This window comes from Actinomycetospora sp. (assembly GCF_036497585.1).
GTDB lineage: Bacteria > Actinomycetota > Actinomycetes > Mycobacteriales > Pseudonocardiaceae > Actinomycetospora.
Map to the genome: position 1 here is coordinate 1 of NZ_DASXJD010000221.1, position 20,641 is coordinate 20,641.

The 20,641-nt window shown below is 74.7% G+C and carries 15 protein-coding genes; 6 read left to right on the top strand and 9 right to left on the bottom strand.

Annotated elements, in window-relative coordinates:
• Positions 1 to 44: 44 nt before the first annotated feature.
• The 4 genes from VGH76_RS22415 to VGH76_RS22430 form a co-directional block, all read right to left on the bottom strand.
• Positions 45 to 1,379 (bottom strand): phosphotransferase, encoded by a 1,335-nt coding sequence (locus VGH76_RS22415; protein WP_331558942.1) that lies wholly within the window; start codon positions 1,377 to 1,379, stop codon positions 45 to 47.
• On the bottom strand, positions 1,376 to 3,166 hold the full coding sequence (treS, locus tag VGH76_RS22420; protein WP_331558943.1) for a maltose alpha-D-glucosyltransferase: 1,791 nt from the start codon (positions 3,164 to 3,166) through the stop codon (positions 1,376 to 1,378). The genes VGH76_RS22415 and treS overlap by 4 nt, the downstream gene beginning before the upstream one ends.
• Before the next feature lie 18 nt (positions 3,167 to 3,184).
• A complete protein-coding gene (locus tag VGH76_RS22425) occupies positions 3,185 to 3,730 on the bottom strand; it encodes an FxsA family protein (RefSeq protein ID WP_331558944.1) in 546 nt (181 codons plus the stop codon).
• A gap of 394 nt (positions 3,731 to 4,124) precedes the next feature.
• Positions 4,125 to 6,215 (bottom strand): alpha-1,4-glucan--maltose-1-phosphate maltosyltransferase, encoded by a 2,091-nt coding sequence (locus VGH76_RS22430; RefSeq protein ID WP_331559024.1) that lies wholly within the window; start codon positions 6,213 to 6,215, stop codon positions 4,125 to 4,127.
• Between the two features lie 1,565 nt (positions 6,216 to 7,780).
• Between VGH76_RS22430 and glgP the strand changes: the two genes are divergently transcribed.
• Entirely contained in the window at positions 7,781 to 10,333 is a 2,553-nt protein-coding gene (glgP, locus tag VGH76_RS22435) for an alpha-glucan family phosphorylase (protein ID WP_331558945.1), read from the top strand.
• Positions 10,334 to 10,384: 51 nt separating this feature from the next.
• Here glgP and glgX read toward each other — a convergent pair whose 3' ends face one another.
• Positions 10,385 to 12,481 (bottom strand): glycogen debranching protein GlgX, encoded by a 2,097-nt coding sequence (glgX, locus tag VGH76_RS22440; RefSeq protein WP_331558946.1) that lies wholly within the window; start codon positions 12,479 to 12,481, stop codon positions 10,385 to 10,387.
• 175 nt (positions 12,482 to 12,656) lie between these two features.
• On the opposite strand from glgX, the gene VGH76_RS22445 reads away from it, so the two are divergent.
• The 4 genes from VGH76_RS22445 (at position 12,657) to VGH76_RS22460 (ending at position 16,413) form a co-directional block, all read left to right on the top strand.
• Complete coding sequence (locus VGH76_RS22445; protein WP_331559025.1) at positions 12,657 to 13,424, top strand: ABC transporter ATP-binding protein; 768 nt, start codon at positions 12,657 to 12,659, stop codon at positions 13,422 to 13,424.
• Between the two features lie 71 nt (positions 13,425 to 13,495).
• Positions 13,496 to 14,275, top strand: coding sequence for an enoyl-CoA hydratase/isomerase family protein (locus VGH76_RS22450; RefSeq protein ID WP_331558947.1), 780 nt, complete (start codon positions 13,496 to 13,498; stop codon positions 14,273 to 14,275).
• Between the two features lie 2 nt (positions 14,276 to 14,277).
• Complete coding sequence (locus VGH76_RS22455) at positions 14,278 to 15,237, top strand: class I SAM-dependent methyltransferase (RefSeq protein WP_331558948.1); 960 nt, start codon at positions 14,278 to 14,280, stop codon at positions 15,235 to 15,237.
• A complete protein-coding gene (locus tag VGH76_RS22460; RefSeq protein ID WP_331558949.1) occupies positions 15,238 to 16,413 on the top strand; it encodes a class I SAM-dependent methyltransferase in 1,176 nt (391 codons plus the stop codon).
• Here the strand turns inward: VGH76_RS22460 and VGH76_RS22465 are convergent.
• The gene (locus VGH76_RS22465) at positions 16,403 to 17,362 is read right to left on the bottom strand and encodes a nucleoside hydrolase (RefSeq protein WP_331558951.1); all 960 of its coding nucleotides are present in this window, start codon (positions 17,360 to 17,362) and stop codon (positions 16,403 to 16,405) included. The two genes, VGH76_RS22460 and VGH76_RS22465, sit on opposite strands and share 11 nt — an antisense overlap.
• A 16-nt stretch (positions 17,363 to 17,378) precedes the next feature.
• Positions 17,379 to 18,284: a PfkB family carbohydrate kinase gene (locus VGH76_RS22470; protein ID WP_331558952.1), complete on the bottom strand. Its 906-nt coding sequence runs from the start codon at positions 18,282 to 18,284 to the stop codon at positions 17,379 to 17,381.
• A gap of 49 nt (positions 18,285 to 18,333) precedes the next feature.
• Here VGH76_RS22470 and VGH76_RS22475 point away from each other — a divergent pair, with 49 nt between their 5' ends.
• Complete coding sequence (locus VGH76_RS22475; RefSeq protein ID WP_414637785.1) at positions 18,334 to 19,071, top strand: acyltransferase; 738 nt, start codon at positions 18,334 to 18,336, stop codon at positions 19,069 to 19,071.
• Positions 19,072 to 19,105: 34 nt separating this feature from the next.
• Here the strand turns inward: VGH76_RS22475 and VGH76_RS22480 are convergent, their stop codons facing one another.
• Together VGH76_RS22480 and VGH76_RS22485 are read right to left on the bottom strand one after the other, a co-directional pair.
• Positions 19,106 to 19,291 (bottom strand): hypothetical protein, encoded by a 186-nt coding sequence (locus tag VGH76_RS22480; protein ID WP_331558953.1) that lies wholly within the window; start codon positions 19,289 to 19,291, stop codon positions 19,106 to 19,108.
• 41 nt (positions 19,292 to 19,332) lie between these two features.
• On the bottom strand, positions 19,333 to 20,640 hold the full coding sequence (locus VGH76_RS22485; protein ID WP_331558954.1) for a glycosyltransferase family 4 protein: 1,308 nt from the start codon (positions 20,638 to 20,640) through the stop codon (positions 19,333 to 19,335).
• Position 20,641 lies beyond the last annotated feature (1 nt).

Below are 20,641 nucleotides of genomic sequence, written 5' to 3' on the forward strand. Positions count from 1 at the left end.
CGCGCCGAGGGTGCCGTGCGGGTTCGCGCGGTCGACCGTCGTCATCACTCCACCTCGTTCAGGAGCCGCTCGATGCCCGCGACCGGGATCGAGAGCCAGTCGGGCCGGTGGTCGAGCTCGTAGCGCAGCTCGTAGACCGCCTTCTCGAGCTCGAAGATCGCGAGGAGCCGCATGATCGCGTCCTCCCCGGCCGGGAGCAGGTTCGGGTCGACGGTCTCGAGGTAGCCGCCGAGGAACTCGGCGCGGGCCCGCGCCTCCCAGTCCCCGGGCGGCTCGACCCGGCGCTGGATGCGGGACGCCGACGCGGCGTACGCGAACGAGCGCAGCATCCCGGCGACGTCGCGCAGCGGCGAGCGCTTGCGGCGCCGGTCGGCCAGCGAGCGCGCCGGCTCGCCCTCGAAGTCGATGACAGTCCAGTCGTCGTCCGCCCAGAGCGCCTGGCCGAGGTGGTAGTCGCCGTGCTGGCGGATCACGCGGCCGATCGCGCCGACCTGCGAGAGCATCATCAGCCGCTCGCGCACGTCCTGCTTGCGGCCCGCGATCGGCGCGAGCGCCGGGTCGTCTGGGAGCGCGCTGAAGATGCGCTCGATCTCCTCGTCGATCGTCGCGGTCAGGAGCCCGAGCGACTCCGTACTCGGCTCCTCGGGCGCGAACGCGGGATCATCGGCCTCCGAGCCGAGCACCGTGTGCATCTCGCCCGTCACCTGGCCGAGCCGGCCGAGCCGCCGCAGGAACCGGTCGGGGTCCTCGCCCAGCTCGTCGAGCGCGAGGTCGAAGCCGTCGATCCCGCCGGGGACGAAGGCCTGGAGCACGCCGAGCGTCGCCTCGAGCGGCCGGCCGACGTACTCGTACCAGCCGATCAGCGCCGGCGAGTTCCGGAAGCCGTGCTCGGTGAGGAACCGCATCAGCTCGAGCTCGGGGTTGATCCCCGCCTCGAGCCGGCGGTAGGCCTTGAAGATCAGCTCGTCGCCGAAGACGAGCGACGTGTTCGACTGCTCCGCCTCGATCGCGCGCATCGTCTCCGGATCGGGCTCGACGGTCGCGCCGGGGACGGTGGTGAACTCGACGGCGCCCTCGGCGCCCTGCTCGGTCGCGCCGGCGCCGATCAGCCGCACGATCTCGTAGGCGACGGCCGGGTCGCCGAGCACGTCGAGGGAGAGCCGCCCGTCCCGCTCGGCCCCGAGCACCTGGTAGACGTCGTGCATCCCGGTGTCGAAGCGCACCTCGACGAGCGCGAGCACGACCCGCTCCGTCGTCGACGGGAGGACGACCGTGTCGATGGGGTGCGCGCCGGTCACGTCCCGCGTCTTCGAGCCGAACCAGCGCTGGCCGGTGACGTGCTCGACCAGCTCCGCCTCGTCGAACGCGGTCGCGGTCACTCCGGTTTCTTCAGTTGGAACCAAAAGAATCCCCTCGGGCTGAGCGTCAGGAGATAGGGAAGGCGGCCGATGGCGGGGAAGCGCGAACGCCCGCTCATCTCTTCCGGGACCATACCGTCGAAGCGCGAGAGGTCGAGCTGGACGGCCTGGGCCGAGCGGGCGAGGTTGTGGACGCAGAGGACGGTGTCCTCCTCGTACTGGCGGATGTGCGCGAAGATGCGCGGGTTGTCGGATTCCAGCGGCTCGTAGGAACCGAGCCCGAAGACAGGGTGCTCCTTCCGGAGCGCGATGAAACGCTGGAGCCACCGGAGCAGCGAGGTCGGCGTGCGCAGCTGCTGCTCGACGTTCAGCGCCTGGTAGCCGTAGACGGGGTCCATCAGCGGCGGCAGGTAGAGCTGCGCGAAGTCGGCGCGTGAGAAGCCACCGTTGCGGTCGCCCGTCCACTGCATCGGCGTGCGGACGCCGTCCCGGTCGCCGAGGTAGACGTTGTCGCCCATCCCGATCTCGTCGCCGTAGTAGAGGACGGGCGAGCCGGGCAGCGAGAAGAGGATCGCGTGCATCAGCTCCATCTCGTCACGGCCCGCGTCGAGGAGCGGCGCGAGCCGCCGGCGGATCCCAAGGTTGAGCCGCATCCGCGGGTCCTTCGCGTACTCGGAGTACATGTAGTCGCGCTCCTCGTCGGTGACCATCTCGAGGGTCAGCTCGTCGTGGTTCCGCAGGAACAGGCCCCACTGGCAGTTGTCGGGGATCGGCGGCGTGCGCTCGAGGATCTCGTAGATCGGCGTCGCCTCCTCGCGGCGGTGCGCCATGAACATGCGCGGCATCACCGGGAAGTGGAACGCCATGTGGCACTCGTCCCCGCCCATCTCGGCGTCGCCGAAGTACTCCACGACGTCCGCGGGCCACTGGTTGGCCTCGGCGAGCAGGACCCGGCCCGGGTACTCGTCGTCGACGACCTTGCGCACCCGGCGCAGGAACGAGTGCGTCTCCGGCAGGTTCTCGCCGTTGGTGCCGTCGCGCTCGTAGAGGTACGGCACGGCGTCGAGGCGGAAGCCGTCGATGCCGAGGTCCAGCCAGAACCGGAGCGCGTCGATCATCGCCTCGCACACGGCGGGGTTGTCGAAGTTGAGGTCCGGCTGGTGGGAGAAGAAGCGGTGCCAGTAGAACTGGCCGCGCACCGAGTCGTAGGTCCAGTTCGACGACTCGGTGTCGACGAAGATGATCCGCGCCCCGGACCACCGGGTGTCGTCGTCGGACCAGACGTAGAAGTCGCCGTAGGGCCCCTCGGGGTCGCGCCGGGACTCCTGGAACCAGGAGTGCTGGTCGGACGTGTGGTTCATGACGAGGTCGGTGATCACGCGGATGCCGCGGGCGTGGGCCTGATCGAGGAACTCCACGAAGTCCTCGACGGTGCCGAACTCGCCCAGCACCTTGCGGTAGTCGCGGATGTCGTAGCCGCCGTCACGCAGCGGGGAGTCGTAGAACGGCGGCAGCCACAGGCAGTCGACCCCGAGCCAGGCGAGGTAGTCCAGCTTGTCGGTGAGGCCCGGCAGGTCCCCGAAGCCGTCGCGGTTGGAGTCGGCGAACGCCCGGACCAGCACCTCGTAGAAGACCGCGCGCTTGTACCAGCCCTCCTCGACGGGGAGCTCGCGGGCGGAGCGGAAGTCGTGTGACGAGGGTTCGGCGAGCGGGTCGGCGATCTCCTCGGGTCCGCGTGGCGCGGCGACGCTGCCGCTGGTGCTGGTGTCGGGCCCGCTCGCGCGGACCGCCCCGATCCCCTCGTTCATCAGGCGTCACGCTAGTGGTCAGCCCCCACCGGGCGTGCGGCCGGTCCCCTCCCCGCCGGGGGCGTCGTCGTCGGCTGCCGCGGCGTCGATGACCTGGCCCTCGATCACCCGGCCCCGCCACGGATCGCGCGCGGCGGCGGGCCCCCACGGGCCGTACCCGCCCGGCGCTCCGACGCCCACCACGGTGACCGACGGGCCCATGCGCGCGCTCCCGGCGCGGACGGCCCGGGCGGCGGCCCGGGGGGCGAGCGCCCGACGCACCGGCGGGACGAGCAGCACCATCGCGGCGACGGTGGAGATCAGGCCGGGCACGACGAGCAGGACCCCGGCGAGCGCCAGGTACATCCCGCCGGCCACCTCGGCCTCGGCCGGGCGGCCGGAGCGCACGGCTCGTCCGAGGTCCTCGAGCGAGCGCCGGCCCTCCCGCGTGAGCGCCCACGCACCCACCAGCGCGGAGACGACGAGCAGCCCCAGCAGGCCCAGCAGCCCGATCACGTGGCCCACCAGGACCAGGACCCAGATCTCGAGGGCGATGTAGGCCAGCAGGGCGACCAGGACGAGCACGGGGACCTCCAGGGTGTCTCACGGTGTCCAACGCCTGGCGGGGCCGGAAAGTGCCCGGGCCCGCTCCGTACCAGCAACGGCACGTTCCTGGCGTTGGATGCCAGGACGGCGCCGTTCACCCACGAGGGTCGGGGCCCGCTCCGTGCCAGCAACGGCATGTTCCTGGCGTTGGATGCGAGGACGGCGCCGCTCACACATGGCGGGCTCAGGTGAGGGCGGCGACGCACTGCCGCACTGGGAGCCCGACGCGGTGCGCCGGCCGGCGATCGACGCGGCGGTGCGCGCGTTGCTGCCGGCTCCTGACGGGCGCGACCCCCGAACGCACGAACGGCCGGTCCGTGACCATCGAAGGTCACGAACCGGCCGTTCGTGCGGTCCGGGAGGGGCGGCCCCGCTACCGCTTCTGCACGTGGATCACGTGCGCGACGTCGCGCCAGGGCTCCAGGCGCACGTAGTTGGCCTGGCCCCAGTCGAAGACCTGCCCGCTGACCTCGTCGAACGCGCCGAAGCGGGCGAACGGGTCCAGGCCGAGCGCCGCCATGTCGAGGCGCAGCGTGCCCTCCTCGGCGCCGAACGGGTTCAGCGTCACCACGCACAGCACCGTGTCCCCGGTGATCGGGTCGGTCTTGGAGTACGCGAGCAGCGCGTCGTTGTCGACGTCGTGGAAGCGCAGCGTCCGCAGCTGGCGCAGCGCCGGGTGCGCCCGGCGGATCTCGTTGAGCCGGGTGATCCAGGGCTGCAGGCTGCGGCCCTCGGCCAGCGCGCGGTCGAAGTCGCGCGGGCGCAGCTGGAACTTCTCCGAGTCCAGGTACTCCTCGCTGCCGGCGCGCACCGGCTGCCACTCGAAGAGCTCGAACCCGGAGTACACCCCCCAGCTCGGCGCCAGCGTCGCCGCGAGCGTCGCCCGGATCGCGAACATGCCGGGCCCGCCGACCTGCAGCGACTCGTGGAGGATGTCCGGGGTGTTGACGAAGCAGTTGGGTCGGCACTCGTCGAGCCGGTCCCGGTGCAGCTCGAAGAACTCCCGGATCTCGTCCTTGCCGGTCCGCCACGTGAAGTACGTGTAGGACTGGCTGAACCCGGCCTTGGCCAGCCCGAACAGCCGCGCGGGGCGGGTGAACGCCTCGGCGAGGAACACCACGCCGGGGTCGACCTCGTGGACCTTGGCGATGAGCCAGGCCCAGAAGTCGGCGGGCTTGGTGTGCGGGTTGTCCACCCGGAAGATCCGCACGCCGTGCGAGAGCCAGTACAGGACCACCCGCAGCGACTCCCGGTAGATGCCCTCGGGGTCGGTGTCGAAGTTGACCGGGTAGATGTCCTGGTAGCGCTTCGGCGGGTTCTCGGCGTACGCGATCGTCCCGTCGGGGCGCACCGTGAACCACTCCGGGTGCGTGGCGGCCCACGGGTGGTCAGGGGCGCACTGCAGCGCGAAGTCCAGCGCCACCTCGAGGCCGAGCTCGTGCGCCCGCGCGACGAACGCGTCGAAGTCGTCGATCGTCCCCAGCTGCGGGTGCACCGCGTCGTGCCCGCCCTCAGCGGACCCGATCGCCCACGGGGACCCGACGTCGTCGGGACCCGGCGTCAGCGTGTTGTTCGGGCCCTTGCGGTTCACGCTGCCGATGGGGTGGATCGGCGGCAGGTAGGCGACGTCGAAGCCCATCGCCGCGGCCCGCTCCAGCTCGCGCTGGGCCGTGGCGAACGTGCCGTGCACCGGGCGGCCCTCGTCGTCCCACCCGCCGGTCGAGCGCGGGAAGAACTCGTACCAGGCGCCGTCGAGGGCGCGGGGCCGCTCGACGAGCACGTGGTGGTCGGCGCCGCGGGTGACGAGGTCGCGCACCGGGCGCTCGACCATCGTGCGCGCCACCGGCTCCGAGAGGGCCTTCGCGAGCCGCTCCGGGAGCCCCTTGTCGGTGTCGCGCAGCGAGGCGGCGGCCTCCCGCAGCTCGGTGGCGAACACCAGCGTCGGCGGCATGTCGATCGGGGTCGTCGTCTCGGTGAGGGGCTGCTCCGCGACGTCCGCCGCGCTCGCCCGCTCCTCGATCTGGCCGGCGCCGCGCTCGAGCAGCCGCGCCCCGCTCTCCAGGTCGTTCGCGAGCTCACCGGGGCCCTGGCCGGCGGCGACCTTGACCTCGACGGCGTGGCGCCACGTCGCCCACGGGTCGCTCCAGGCGTCGACCCGGAACCGCCACACGCCCTCGGTGTCGGCGACCAGGCTCGCCCCGAACCGGTCGGTCTCCGGCCCCAGGTTCGCCATGCGCACGGTGCGCTCCTCGCCCACGACGCGCGCGACCGCCACCGCCCTCGCGTCGGCGTGGTCGACGTCCGCGCAGCGCTGGTAGACGAGCGTGGCGGCCACGGCGTCGTGGCCCTCGCGCCAGACCGTGGCCTGCACCGGGACGACCTCCCCGACGACGGCCTTGGACGGGAACCGTCCGCCGGAGACCTCGGGGCTGACCGCGTCGATCCCGAGACGGCCCTGGGCCAGGCGGGCGCGCTCCGAGGCGATCGGCTCGGTCGCGGGGGAGGGCGTCGGCCGGTCGGAGTCCGGGGTGGGGTCGACCTGCGCCAGGGCCGGGGCGACGGTGGCCGCGGGCGCCTCGTCCGGGGTCGCCGGGGCGGTCTCCGCGGCGGTGGGGGTCGCGACGTCGGGCTCCCCGACGGCGGGGGTGTCCTCGGCCGCCGGGGTGGGCGCGTCGGCCGTCCCGGGGGCGTCGGCCGTCCCGGGGGCCTCGACGTCAGGCGTGGCCGGGGCGGATGAGGATGTCGATGCCGACGCGGCCCAGGTGGCGGCCGGGGTCGCCGGGTCCAGCGGGTCCGCGGCACCGACGGGCGCGCCGGGGTCCCCCGGGTCGACCGCCGCGGCGGGCGGCTCGGGCGCGACGGGGGCGACGGGGGCGACGGGGGCGACGGGGGCGACGGGCGCGACGGGGCCCAGCGGGTCCCGGGCCGAGGACGGGGCGTCCGGCTCGGGCGCGGCGAACGCCGACACGGAGCGCGCGTGCCGTCCGGCGGCCGCCGTGGTGGCCGTCGGCGCGTCGTCGGCCACGGGTCCGTCCGGTGCGGACGTCCCGTGGTCGTCGGTCGGCCGGTCGGGCGACGACGAGGTCATGTCGGGCGCCCTACCCGGTGTGGCCGCGTTCGATGCCGCTCGAGCGCCCGGACGACGGGTCAGCGCGGTCGGCGCCTCGTCGTCGAGGGGGAGCGGCGGCTCGGCGGAGGACTGCGGCACGACCGGACGGCGCCACGGCGGGACGACCGCGCGGAAGCCGCCGGTCGGGCTCGACCGCGACCAGGCGGGCGCCGCGGGTCCGGACCCCTCCGACGGGCCCGGACGGTTCGCGGGGCCCTGACCGGCGCGACCCGCGGGGGAGGACGGCGCGGTGGGACGGGTCGCGCGCGGGGTCTGGTGGGCGACCGAGGGCAGCGGGGCGGACGGGATCGTCGGGCCGGCGGCGATGGAGGCCTCGAGCGCGGGGTCGGCGTCATCGTCAGCCAGCGCGACCGACGGGCCGGAGCGCCCGCTCCCGGCGTGCCCGAGGACGGGGATGGGTCCCGACGGCGAGCCCGGGTTCACCGGGGAGTCGGGGGGCGGGGGCGGGCCGAGCTCGACGTCGCGCGCCGAGCCCCAGCCCGGCAGCGGGCCGCGGTGGGCGGGGGCCCGCGGGTCGTAGCGGGGTGGGAGCTCGTCGGCCGACGGTTCGGGCGTCGAGGGCACCCCCGGGCCGTCGTCCGCGACCGGACCACGCCCGGCGTCGGGACCCTCGTCGCGCTGGCCGGTCAGCACCGCCCGGAAGCGGCCGCTCCACGGCCCGGTCCGGCGGCGTGAGGCCTCCTCCGTGCCCCCCGGCAGGAGGTCGAACCCACCGCTCGCGGGTCCGGTCCCCGGTTCCCCGTCGTCCTCGTGATCTCCGCCCGGGGCGTCCTCGGCACGTCGTCCGGAGCCCCACCATTTCCCCAGCACGCTCACGCGACGCAGCGTAGTGGTGGAATCGATCCAGCGGGGGCGGGCGATGACGGCGCGTCGGGAGGGTGTGCCTAGGCTGGCGGCCCGTGAGAGCTCTGCGCCGATTCTCCGTCCGAGCCCAGCTGCCGGCCCCCCTCGCGCCGCTGCAGGACCTCGCGACGAACCTCCGCTGGACCTGGCACGGGCCCACCCAGGACCTGTTCGCGGCGGTCGACGAGGAGGCCTGGCGCGCCGCCGGCGGCGACCCGGTGCGCCTCCTCGGCGAGGTACCGCCGTCCCGCCTGACCGAGCTCGCCGCCGACGGCGGGTTCGTGGGGCGCGTGCGGGCCGCCGCCGACGACCTGCGCGACTACCTCACCGGGCCCCGCTGGTACCAGGAGAAGGCCGGGTCCGGGCTGCCCGCCGGGATCGGCTACTTCTCCATGGAGTTCGGCGTCTCGGAGGTGCTCCCGAACTACTCGGGCGGCCTCGGCATCCTCGCCGGCGACCACCTCAAGGCGGCCTCCGACCTCGGCGTCCCGCTCATCGCGGTCGGGCTGCTCTATCGCTCCGGGTACTTCCGGCAGTCGCTCTCCCTCGACGGCTGGCAGCAGGAGACCTACCCCGCCCTCGACCCGCAGGGCCTGCCGCTGCACCTGCTGGCCGACGGCGACGGGGCGCCGATCCTGGTGCACGTCGCGATGCCCGAGGGCCGGGTGCTGCGGGCGCGGGTGTGGGTGGCGGCGGTCGGGCGCGTGCCGCTGCTGCTGCTCGACGCCGACATCGAGGACAACGACGCCGACCTGCGCCAGATCACCGACCGGCTCTACGGCGGCGACGCCGAGCACCGCATCCGCCAGGAGATCCTCGTCGGGGTCGGCGGCGTGCGGGCGGTGCGGGCGTACTGCGGGGTTACCAGGCACCCCGCGCCCGAGGTCTTCCACACCAACGAGGGCCACGCCGGCTTCCTCGGGCTCGAGCGGATGCGCGAGCTGGTGACCGCCGCCGGCCTCGACGTCGAGCAGGCGCTCGCCGCGGTGCGCGCGGGCACGGTGTTCACCACGCACACTCCGGTGCCCGCCGGGATCGACCGGTTCCCGATCGGCCTCGTCCAGCACTACTTCGACGCCGAGCTGCTGCCGGGCATCGAGACCGAGCGGGTGCTGGCCCTGGGCCGGGAGGGCCGTGCGGGCGAGCACGACACCGAGATGTTCAACATGGCGCACATGGGCCTGCGCCTCGCGCAGCGCTCCAACGGCGTCTCGCAGCTGCACGGCGAGGTCTCCCGCGGCATGTTCTCGTCGCTCTGGGGCGGGTTCGACGCGCCGGAGGTGCCGATCGGCTCGGTGACCAACGGCGTGCACGGCCCCACGTGGACCGCCCGGGAGATCGCCGGGATGACCGCGGGCGCGGCCGCCGCCGGGGCGGGGCCGGAGCTGTTCGGGGTGTCCGACGCGCTGCTGTGGGAGATGCGCGGGACGCTGCGGGCCCGGCTGGTGAACGAGGTGCGACGGCGGGTGCGGGCGTCCTGGCTCGACCGCGGCGCCTCGGAGCCCGAGCTGGGCTGGACCGAGCGGGTGTTCGACCCGAACGTCCTCACCATCGGGTTCGCCCGCCGCGTGCCGACCTACAAGCGGCTCACGCTGATGCTCCGCGACGCCGAGCGGCTGCGCGCGCTGCTGCTCGACCCCGAGCGACCGGTGCAGCTGGTGATCGCGGGCAAGTCGCACCCGGCCGACGAGTCCGGCAAGGCGCTCATCCAGCAGATGGTCCGCTTCGCCGACGACCCGGCGGTGCGCCACCGCATCGTCTTCCTGCCCGACTACGACATGTCCATGGCGCGCTACCTCTACTGGGGCTGCGACGTCTGGCTCAACAACCCGCTCCGCCCGCTCGAGGCGTGCGGGACCTCCGGGATGAAGTCGGCGCTCAACGGCGGGCTCAACCTGTCGGTGCGCGACGGCTGGTGGGACGAGCTCTACGACGGCCGCAACGGCTGGGCCATCCCGACCGCGGACGGCGTCGACGACCCCGATCGCCGCGACGACATCGAGGCGAGCGCCCTCTACGACCTGCTCTCCACCCAGGTCGCGCCGCTGTTCTACGACCGGGGCGCCGACGGGGTCCCGGACCGCTGGACCGCGCTGGTGCGCCACACTCTCGCGACGCTCTCACCGAAGGTCCAGGCCACGCGGATGGTCCGGGACTACGTGACCGACTGGTACGTGCCGGCCGCCGCCGCGGCCCGCCGGGTGTCCTCGGACGCGTTCGCGGGGGCGAAGGAGCTCGCCGAGTTCCGGGCCCGCCTGGACGCCGCCTGGCCCTCGGTGCGGGTGGCCGAGGTGGACGCGAGCGGGGCGGCCGACACTCCGGTGCTGGGCGCGCCGATGACGGTGCGCGCGTCGGTGGAGCTCGGGGGCCTGTCGGCCTCGGACGTGCTGGTGCAGGCCGTCGTCGGGCGGGCGGACGACGCGGACGAGCTCACCGGGACCGTGGTGGAGCGGATGGGCCACGTCGGCGACTCGGCCGGGCACGACCTGTTCGAGGCGACGGTGCCGCTGCCGCACGCGGGCGTGCTCGGCTACACGGTGCGGGTGCTGCCGGCCAACGAGCTGCTGGCCTCGCCGGTGGAGCTGGGGAAGGTGGTGCTCCCGGCATAGGTGCGCTCCGCGCATGTGAGCACCAATCCGTCCTATGGGGCGGATTAGCGCTCACGAGCCGGAGGCACCTCGGAACCCCAGGAAGGTGTGCGGCGGGACGACGGTCCGCGCCCCGCCCGCCAGCGACGCCGGGTCGACCGGCTCACCGTCGGGGGACCGGGAGTCGAGCACCGGGGCCCAGGTCGTGTCCCCGAACCGGCTCGGCAGGGTCACCTCGACCGGCTCGGCCCCCGCGTGCAGCACCACCAGCAGCGACGACGCCGACCGGACCCGCACCACGAGCGTGCGCCGCGAGGTCGACCAGTCCTCCGGCCCCAGCTCGCGGGCGGTCTCGGAGAGCCAGGCGATGTCGGGCACCTCGCCCTCGGCGAGTCCGGAGTGCCCGTAGTAGAAGTCGTCGCGGCGCAGCTCCGGGATCGACCGGCGCAACGCGAACACCCGTCCCACGAACGCGGCCAGGCCCGGGTCGGCGGCGGACCAGTCCCGCCATGAGGTCTCGTCGTCCATGCAGTAGGCGTTGTTGTCGCCGTGCTGGGTGTGGCCGAGCTCGTCGCCGCCGAGCAGCATCGGCGTGCCCGCCGAGAGCCCGAGCGTCGCGAGCAGGTTGCGCATCCGCCGGGCCCGCAGCGCCACGACCGCCGGGTCCTCGGAGGCGCCCTCGACCCCGGAGTTCCACGACCGGTTGTCGTCGGTGCCGTCGCGGTTGTCCTCGCCGTGGGCCTCGTTGTGCTTGTGGTCGTAGGAGACCAGGTCGCGCAGCGTGAACCCGTCGTGGGCGGTCACGAAGTCCACCGAGGCCGCCGGGCCGCGGCCCGGCCAGTAGAGGTCCGACGAGCCCGCGAACCGGGTGACGATCTCCGAGACCGGCCCGTGCCCGCGCCAGAAGTCGCGCACGCCGTCGCGGTAGCGCCCGTTCCACTCCGCCCACGCAGGCCCGAACCCGCCCACCTGGTAGCCCTCGCCGGTCGCGTCCCACGGCTCGGCGATGAGCTTCACCCCGACCAGCGCCGGGTCCGTGGCGATCTCGGAGAGCAGCGGCGCGAGCGGGGAGAACGCCGACCCGCCCGGACGCCCCAGCGTCGAGGCGAGGTCGAAGCGGAACCCGTCCACGCCCATCGTCGTCACCCAGTACCGCAGGCAGTCCAGCACGAGGGCCCGGACCAGCGGCGACCCCGCGTCCAGGGTGTTCCCGCACCCGGAGAAGTCGATGTCGTGGCCGTCCGGACCGAGCTGGTACCACGACGGGGCGTCCAGCCCGCGCCACGACAGCGACGGCCCGCCGACACCGCCCTCGCTGGTGTGGTTGAACACGACGTCGAGCACCACCTCGAGCCCGGCGGTGTGCAGCGCGTCGACCATCGCGCGGAACTCGGCGATCTCCTCCCCGGGCACCGCGGCGTAGCGCGCCTCGGGGGCCAGGTAGGCCAGCGTCGAGTAGCCCCAGTGGTTGCGCCGCCCGCGCGCCATCAGCGAGGGCTCGGGGGCGTTCGCGAACACCGGCAGCAGCTCGACGGTGGTGACGCCGAGGCGGCGCAGGTGCTCGACCACGGCGGGGTGGCAGACGCCGCCGTAGGTCCCCCGCAGCTCCGGGAGCACCTCGGGGTGGCGCATCGTGAGATCGCGCACGTGGGTCTCGTAGAGCACGGTGTCGCGCCACGGCACGCGCGGCCGCTCCACGGCGGGGGCTGCGGGGGACACCGGCCCCGTCACCACCCCGAACGGCACCGACCCGGCCGAGTCCACCTCCGAGCGCGGGCCGAACGGGTCGTCGCCGGCGTGCGCGAGGGCGTCGGCCAGGTTCGTGAACCGGCCGCCGAGACGGCGGGTCCACGGGTCGACGAGCAGCTTCGCCGGGTCGGTACGCACGCCCGTCCGCGGTGACCAGGGCCCGTGCACCCGCAGCCCGTAGGCCTGCCCCGGGGCGACCCCGGCGACCGACCCGTGCCACCAGCCGTCGCTCGCGTCGCGTGCCAGCCCCACCCGTCGCTCGCCCTCCCCGGAGAGCAGGCAGAGCTCGACGGCCTCCGCGGTGGCGGTGGCGGGGACGGCGACGGCGAGAACCCCGGAGTCGTCGAGGGAGGCACCGGCGGGCGTGTCGGTCGGGAGGGCCGCCGCAGGCTCGACGGTCCCCTGGCTGGTGGGGCGCATGACGATCGATCGTGCCCGATGCGGACCCCGGCCCACACGGTGCGCGGTGAACCGAATCGGAGAGGATGGCCACGTGAGTGCCCCGCGTCCGGTGCCGTCCCAGCACCTCGACTCCCCGGTCGGAGCCCCGACGACTCTGCCGGGCGACCGCCCGCACGCCGACGAGATCGTCCGGATGCGGGACATCTCGGTGCGCCGCGGGGGGAACACGCTGCTCGCGGACCTGACGTGGACGGTGGAGCTCGACGAGCGCTGGGTGGTCATCGGCCCCAACGGGGCGGGCAAGACGACGCTGCTGCGGCTGGCCGCGGCCGAGATGCACGCCACCACGGGGACCGTCGACCTGCTCGGCGAGCGGATGGGCCGGGTCAACGTGTTCGACCTGCGGGAGCGGATCGGGCTCGCGTCGGCGAGCCTCGCGGGGCGGGTGCCCGCCGACGAGATCGTGCGCGACGTCGTCCGCAGCGCGGGCTACGGCGTGCTCGGGAGCTGGCGCGAGAGCTACGAGGCGATCGACGAGGAGCGCGCGGAGGCGATGCTCGAGGTGCTCGGCGCCCTCCCGCTGGCCGAGCGCGAGTACGGGACGCTGTCCTCGGGCGAGCGACAGCGCACGCTGCTCGCGCGGGCCCTGATGACCGACCCGGAGCTGCTCCTGCTCGACGAGCCCGCCGCGGGCCTCGATCTCGGCGGCCGGGAGGACCTGGTGGCCGGGCTGACCGCGCTGGCCGCCGACCCGGACGGCCCGACGATGGTGATGGTCACCCACCACGTCGAGGAGATCCCACCCGGCTTCACGCACGGCATGCTGCTGCGCGAGGGTCGGATCGTCGCCCAGGGGCTCCTGGACGACGTGATGACCTCGGAGAACCTCTCCGTGGCGTTCGACCAGCCGCTCGAGCTGCTCAGCCGCCGCGGCCGGTTCACGGCCTACCGCAAGTATTAGCTCCGCTCGTGCGTGCGTTTCCGTGCCAGAGGACGGAAACGCACGCACACGTCGACGAAGGAGACAAACCAGTGACGGAGTTCGTGCGCCTCGAGGTCGACGGCGGCGTCGGCACCATCCGCCTGGACCGGCCGCCGATGAACGCGGTGAACCGGCAGGTCAACGTCGAGCTGGCGCAGATCGCGTCGGAGGCGGCGCAGCGCGAGGACGTGCGCTCGGTCGTCGTCTACGGCGGCGAGAAGGTCCTCGCGGCCGGCGCCGACGTCAAGGAGATGGCCGACCTGTCCTACTCGCAGATGGCGCAGCGCTCCCGCGAGCTCTCCCACGGCTTCGGCGCCGTCTCGGAGATCCCCAAGCCGACGGTCTGCGCGCTGACCGGCTACGCCCTGGGCGGCGGCTTCGAGATCGCGCTCTCCTGCGACCGCCGCATCGCCGGCGACAACGCCACCGTGGGCCTGCCCGAGATCCTGCTCGGCATCATCCCGGGCGGCGGGGGCACGCAGCGGCTCGCGCGGCTGATCGGCCCGGCGAAGGCCAAGGACCTGATCTTCAGCGGACGCTTCGTCAAGGCCCCCGAGGCCCTCGAGCTGGGGATCGTCGACGAGATCGTGCCGCCGGACGAGGTCTACTCGCGGGCGCGGGCGTGGGCCGAGCAGTTCGCCAACGGCCCGACCCGGGCCCTGGCGGCCGCCAAGAACGCCGTCGACCGCGGCCTGGGCATGGACCTGCGCGACGGCCTGGACTTCGAGTCCGAGGTCTTCGCCGCGCTCTTCGGCACCGAGGACCAGGTCATCGGCATGCGCAGCTTCGTCGAGAACGGGCCCGGCAAGGCCCAGTTCCTGGGCCGCTGAGGATGGCCACCCCCCACGCGAACCCCACCCAGGCCGAGGTCGACGCCGCCCGGAACGACCCCAAGCTCGCCAACGTGCTCTACCACGACTGGGAGGCGGGCACGTACGACGAGAAGTGGTCGATCTCGTACGACGAGCGCTGCATCACCTTCGCCGTCGAGCGCTTCCGGGCCGTCTCGCCCGACCACGGCCCCTTCGAGCACGCCCTCGAGCTCGGCTGCGGCACCGGGTTCTTCCTGCTCAACCTCATGCAGGGCGGGGTCGCGAAGAAGGGCACGGTCACCGACCTCTCGCCGGGCATGGTCGAGGTCGCGGTCCGCAACGGAGAGGGGCTGGGGCTCGACGTCGAGGGCCGCGTCGCCGACGCGGAGACGATCCCGATGCCCGACGCGTCGGTCGACCTCGTCGTCGGGCACGCCGTCCTGCACCACATCCCCGACCTCGACCAGGCGTTCCGCGAGATCCTCCGGGTGCTCAAGCCCGGCGGCCGGTTCGTCTTCGCGGGCGAGCCGACGCGGATCGGTGACCTCTACGCCCGCAAGCTCGGCCAGGCCACGTGGTGGGCGACCACGAACCTCACGAAGCTGGGTCCGCTGCGCTCCTGGCGGCGTCCGCAGGCCGAGCTCGACGAGTCCTCGCGGGCGGCGGCGCTCGAGGCGGTCGTCGACCAGCACGTCTTCGACCCGACCCGGCTCGAGCGGTTCGCGCTCGCGGCGGGTGCCGTCGACGTGCGGTGCGTGACCGAGGAGCTGTCGGCGGCGCTGTTCGGCTGGCCGGTGCGGACGTTCGAGGCGGCGGTGCCCCCGGAGAAGCTCGGCATGCCGTGGGCGATGTTCGCCTACCGCGCCTGGCAGCGGCTCTCGTGGCTCGACGCGACGGTGCTCGCGAAAGTCGTCCCGCGCGGGCTGTTCTACAACGCGCTGGTCACCGGGGTGCGCCCGGCGCCGCCGGTGTCGCTGTAGGTGCCCTACGGCTTCACCCTCGACGACGTCGGGTTCCTGTGCTCGGGCGCGGGGCGCGCGGCGCTGGCGGCGTTCGCCCCGGGCGGTGACCCGCTGCGCGACGTCGGGGCGGCCCGGCGGCAGGTGGGTGACGAGCACGCGGCGGCGCTGGTGGAGACGGCGCTCCTGCGGGCCCGGGCCGCTGGCCGGTTCCCCGACGGCTGGTTGTGGACGGCGGACGCGCTGGAGCAGGCGACGGCGCTCCCGGTCGCCCGGCACCGGGCGGCGCGGCTGGCGGCGGTGGCGGGCGACCGCGTCGTCGCCGACGTGACCTGCTCGGTCGGGGTGGAGACGGCGGTGCTGTCGCAGGTGCTGGGCCGGGTCGTCGGGTCGGACCTCGACCCGGTCCGCCTCGCGATGGGGCGCGCCAACGTGCCGGGGGCGCGGCTGGTGCGCGCGGACGCGCTGGCGCCCGCGGTGCGCCCAGGAGCCGTCCTCGTCGCGGACCCCGCCCGACGGACCGCGTCCGGCCGCCGGGTCCGCCGTCCGGACGAGATGACTCCGCCCCTCGATGCCCTCCCGGGGCCGGACCTCGTCGTCTCCTCCGCGCCCGGGCTCGACTTCGGCCTGGTCGGCTGGGCCCGCGAGGTCGAGCTCGTCTCGCTCGACGGGCGGGTCCGGGAGGCGGCGCTGTGGTCGGCCGGGCTCGTCGAGCCCGACGGGCCCACCCGGCGCGCCACCGTGCTGCGCTCCGACGGCGCGAGCTACGAGCTCACCGATGCCGACGACGACACCGCCGACGTGCGCGAGGTCGGGGAATGGCTCGTCGACCCCGACGGCGCGGTCGTCCGGGCGGGCCTGGTCCGCCAGTTCGGCGCCCGCCACGGCCTGGGCCGGCTCGATGAGCACCTGGCCTACCTCACCGGCGAGCACCCACCCGACGTCGGCCGCGCCTTCCGGGTCCTCGAGCACGGCCCCTACGCCGAGAAGTCTCTCCGCCAGGCACTGCGCCGTCGCGAGGTCGGCCGCGTCGAGATCCTCGTCCGCGGCCTCGACGTCGACCCCGACCGGCTCCGCCCCCGCCTCAAGCTCGCCGGACCGCACGCCGCGACCGTCGTCCTCGCCCGGGTCGGGCGGGGCGCCCGCGCCTACCTCTGCGCCGCCGGCGGCGCGGGGCGCCCGCCGCTCACCCGCTGAGCCGCCGCCAGAGCTCCGCGCGCACCGCGTCCGCGTCGGCGTCCAGCGCCACCTCGACGGGGCGGGCCCCGTCGGTGGCCTCCGCCTCGGCCCCGCGCAGGTCGCCGATCGTCGTGCCGCGCCCCGGGCCGGTGGAGGTGTCGACGTCGACCGGCAGCGGCGTCGTCGACACCGTCCCCGGGGTGATCGCCTCCAGCAGCGCGACGGCGTCGTGCACCGCCATCGCGGCGTGCCCGAAGCGGGCCGAGTAGGCGGCCAGGTAGGCCTCCCGGGTGGAGGCCAGGGCCGCCCCGACGGGACCGGTGGCCGCGAGCCCGTCGAGCCAGTCGCCGGTCAGGGTGATCCTCATCGTGAGGTCGAGGGGCACCATCGTCGTCGAGACGCTCGACCCGGTGAGCACCCGCCGGGCGGCCTCCGGGTCGCCCCACACGTTGAACTCCGCGGCCGCCGACACGTTCCCGCCGTAGGCGATCGAACCGCCCATCAGCACGAACCGCCCGATCCGCTCCTCGAGGTCCGGTCGCGCCGAGAGCAGCGTCGCGATGTTGGTGAACGGCCCGATGGCCGCGATCGTCACCGGCTCCTCCGAGGCCTCGATGACCGAGGCCATCAGCGCGACCGCCCGCAGCTCCGACTCGTCGACCGGCGGCCCGAAGTCGCCCGACCGGCCGCCGAGCCCGTCGTCGCCGTGGACGTCAGCTCCAGAGAGTCGACCCGGGCGCCGCCCGAGCAGGTGCACCAGCGGCCGCCCCGCCCCGCGCCCCACCGGCACGTCCGGTCGGCCGAACGTCCCGAGCAGCCGGCGGGCGTTCTCGGTGGTCTGCTCGACGGCGACGTTGCCGTGCACCGTGGTGACCGCGCGCAGGTCCACCTCCGGGGCGAGCGCGGCCACGGCGAGGGCGAAGGCGTCGTCGACGCCGGGGTCGGTGTCGACGATGAGCGGGGTCATCGAGCCTCCGGCACGATCATCGGTCGGGCTCCCCTTTCGGCTTACTCCCTTGTCTGCTTCGTCTCCCGGCCAGGAACGTCTCGAGCTCGGCGAGCGTCGGCAGGGCCGGCTGGGCGCCCGCCCGGGTCGCCGCGAGGGCGCCCACCGCGCACGCCCGCCGCAGCGCGGACCCGTCGTCCAGACCCTCGACGAGCGCCAGCGCGAGGGCGGCGGTGAAGGCGTCGCCCGCGCCGGTCCCGTCGACGGCGTCGACCGGCGGAGGTGCCGCGCTCGCCACCTCCCGGCCGTACCGGTGCAGGGTCGCCCCGGAGGCCCCGTGGGTGACGACGACGGCGGGCAGGGCGTCGAGGTCGGCGGCGCGGCCCAGCACCGCGTGCTCCTCGGCGTTGACCGAGAGCAGGTCGACGCCGGCGAGCACCTCGGCGGCGACGGCGTGCGCGGGCGCGGCGTTGAGCACCGTGAAGGCCGGGGTGGCGACGGCGGCGGCCACGGCCTCGTCGGGGACCTCGAGGACGGTCATGACCACGTCGGCGTGCAGGTCCTCCGGCACGGTCACTGCGGCGTTGGCGCCCACGTCGACGACGATGGTGGTCTCCCCGTCGTCGTCCACCTGGATGAGCGCGGTGCCGGTGGGCCGGTCGCCGACGGTGACGACGCCGGTGACCTCGACGCCGCCCTCGCGCAGCAGGGCGAGCGCCTCATCGGCGAACGGGTCGTCGCCCACCGCGCCGACGAGCGACACCGCGGCGCCCAGCCGGGCGGCGGCGAGCGCCTGGTTGGCGCCCTTGCCGCCGGGGTGGCGGGAGACCCCGTGCGCGGTCAGCGTCTCGCCGGGCCGGGGGAGGCGCTCCACCCGGGCGACCAGGTCGAGGTTGACGCTGCCCACGACGGCGACGGTCGGGCTCTGCCGGGGGCCACTCACGCGGGGCATCCTGCCGCCCCGGGGACCGGTCCGCCGTACGCTCCGGCGGGTGAGTCGGAGCCGAGAGCGGTGGGCGACGCGGCACGACCCGGCCCAGGTCCGGCTGTTCTCCTGGGCCTCGCTGCGCTGGATCGTCCGGCACCGGGCGTGGACGCCCTGGTATCTCGTGCGGTACTCGCGGCTGCTCCGGCTCCGCGTCCGCCAGCCGCACATCGTGCTGCGCGGGATGGTGTTCCTCGGCAAGGACGTCTCGCTGGAGTGCCGGCCCGGGCTGGGGCGCCTGGAGATCGGCCGGTTCGTGCACATCGGCGACCGCACCCGGATCCGCTGCCACGAGGGCTCGCTGCGCATCGGCGACAAGGCGGTGTTCGGGGCCGAGAACACCGTGAACTGCTACCTCGACGTCGAGTTCGGGGCCTCGACGCTGCTCGCCGACTGGATCTACATCTGCGACTTCGACCACCGCTACGAGGACATCCACACCCCGATCAAGGACCAGGGCATCGTCAAGAGCCCGGTGCGGATCGGCCCGGAGACCTGGATCGGCACCAAGGTGACGGTGCTGCGCGGCGCGACGGTGGGGCGTGGGTGCGTGCTCGGCGCGCACGCGGTGGTGCGGGGGATCGTCCCCGATTACGCGGTCGCCGTCGGGGCGCCCGCCCGGGTCGTCCGGGACCGGGTCGCCGACTACGAGGCCGCCGCGTCGGAGCGCGCGGCGCTGGCCGACATCGCCCGCAAGCAGGCCCGAGGTGCGCTCCGCGCACGTGAGCACTTTCCGGGGTCATAGCCCCGGAAAGTGCTCACGGGCGCGCAGCGCACCTCTAGTCCGGGTTCGCCGCGGCGGCCTCGGCGGTGCCCTGGTCCTCGGGGTCGAGATCGACGTCGAAGGCCGGCGACGGTGGGTCGTCGTCCTCCGCGGGATCCGGGGTGTCGCCCCCGGGACGGCGGGCGGTGGCCGCCTCGAGGTCGTCGACGGCGTCGCTGGGGTCGTCCGGTGTGGCGGTCATCGAGTGCTCTGTGCCCGGGCCGACCGCGGGCGGAAACCGCGTCAGCCCCGTCCGAACACGTTGCCGGTCGGGATCTTCGGCCGTCCGAGCGGCGACGACCGGTCTCCCGGATTCAATACAGCACGCCGATAGGGGGTGCGGGCGTAGAGCGCGGCGGTGTCGGCGGCGATCGTCGGCCACGCGAAGTCGGTGTTCAGGCGCTCCCGCGCGGCGAGGGCGCGGCGCCGCGCGGCCCCGGGGTCGTCCAGCGCCACGACGACCGCCGCGGCACAGCCCGCGACGTCGCCGGGGTCGAACGAGAGCCCGGTGACGCCGTCGAGCACCACCTCGCCGAGCCCGCCGGCGCGGGAGGCCACCAGCGGCGCCCCGGCCGCCGCCGCCTCCAGCGCGACGATCCCGAACGGCTCGTAGCGGCTGGGCAGCACCACCGCCGAGGCGCGGCCGAGCAGGCTGGCGAGCGCGGCGTCGTCGACGTGCCCGAGCATCGTCACCGCCCGGCGCACCCGCGCGGCGCGGGCCCGGTCGGCCAGCCAGCCGGCGTGCGAGCCGGTGCCGGCCACCATGAGCCGTGTCCCCGGGTGGGCCCGCCGGATCGCCGGGAGCGCGGCGATGACGTCCTGGACGCCCTTCTCCCACTCCAGCCGGCCGAAGGTGACCAGGGTCGGGGTCCCGTCGGCGGGTGAGCGGCGCCGTCCTGGCGTCGGATGCCAGGAAGGTGCCGTTGCTGCCACGGGGTCCGGCGGCCCCGACCAGCCCCGCGCGTCGATGCCGTTGTGCAGCACCGTGATCCGGTCCGGGTCGACGTCGAAGAGCCCCGCGACCTCGTCGCGCATGGCCCGCGAGCACGTCACCACCGCGTCGGCGGCGTTCGCGAGCCACCACTCCACGGAGTGCACCTGCCGGTTGAGCGGTGCGGAGAGCCAGCCGCCGTGCCGGCCCGCCTCGGTGGCGTGGATCGTCGCCACCAGCGGGGCGCCGGTCAGGTCGCGCAAGGCGATCGCGGCGTGGGCGACGAGCCAGTCGTGGGCGTGGACGACGTCGGGGTGCCAGTCGCGCAGCAGCGGCAGCGCGGCCCGGACCAGCGCGTGCCCGAGCCCGAGGGTCCACGCGACCAGGTCGTGCACGAACTCCAGGTGCGGCGGGTCCTCGGCGACGCGCAGGACGCGCACGCCCTGCACCACCGAATCCGTGGTCGGGTGTGTCGCCGCGTCGGTCCCGGTGGGCTGGCGGGTGAGGACGACGACGTCGTGTCCGGCCGCCGCCAGGTGCGTCGCGAGCGCGCCGACGTGGCGGCCGAGCCCACCGACCACCACCGGCGGGTACTCCCACGAGACCAGGAGGATCCGCACC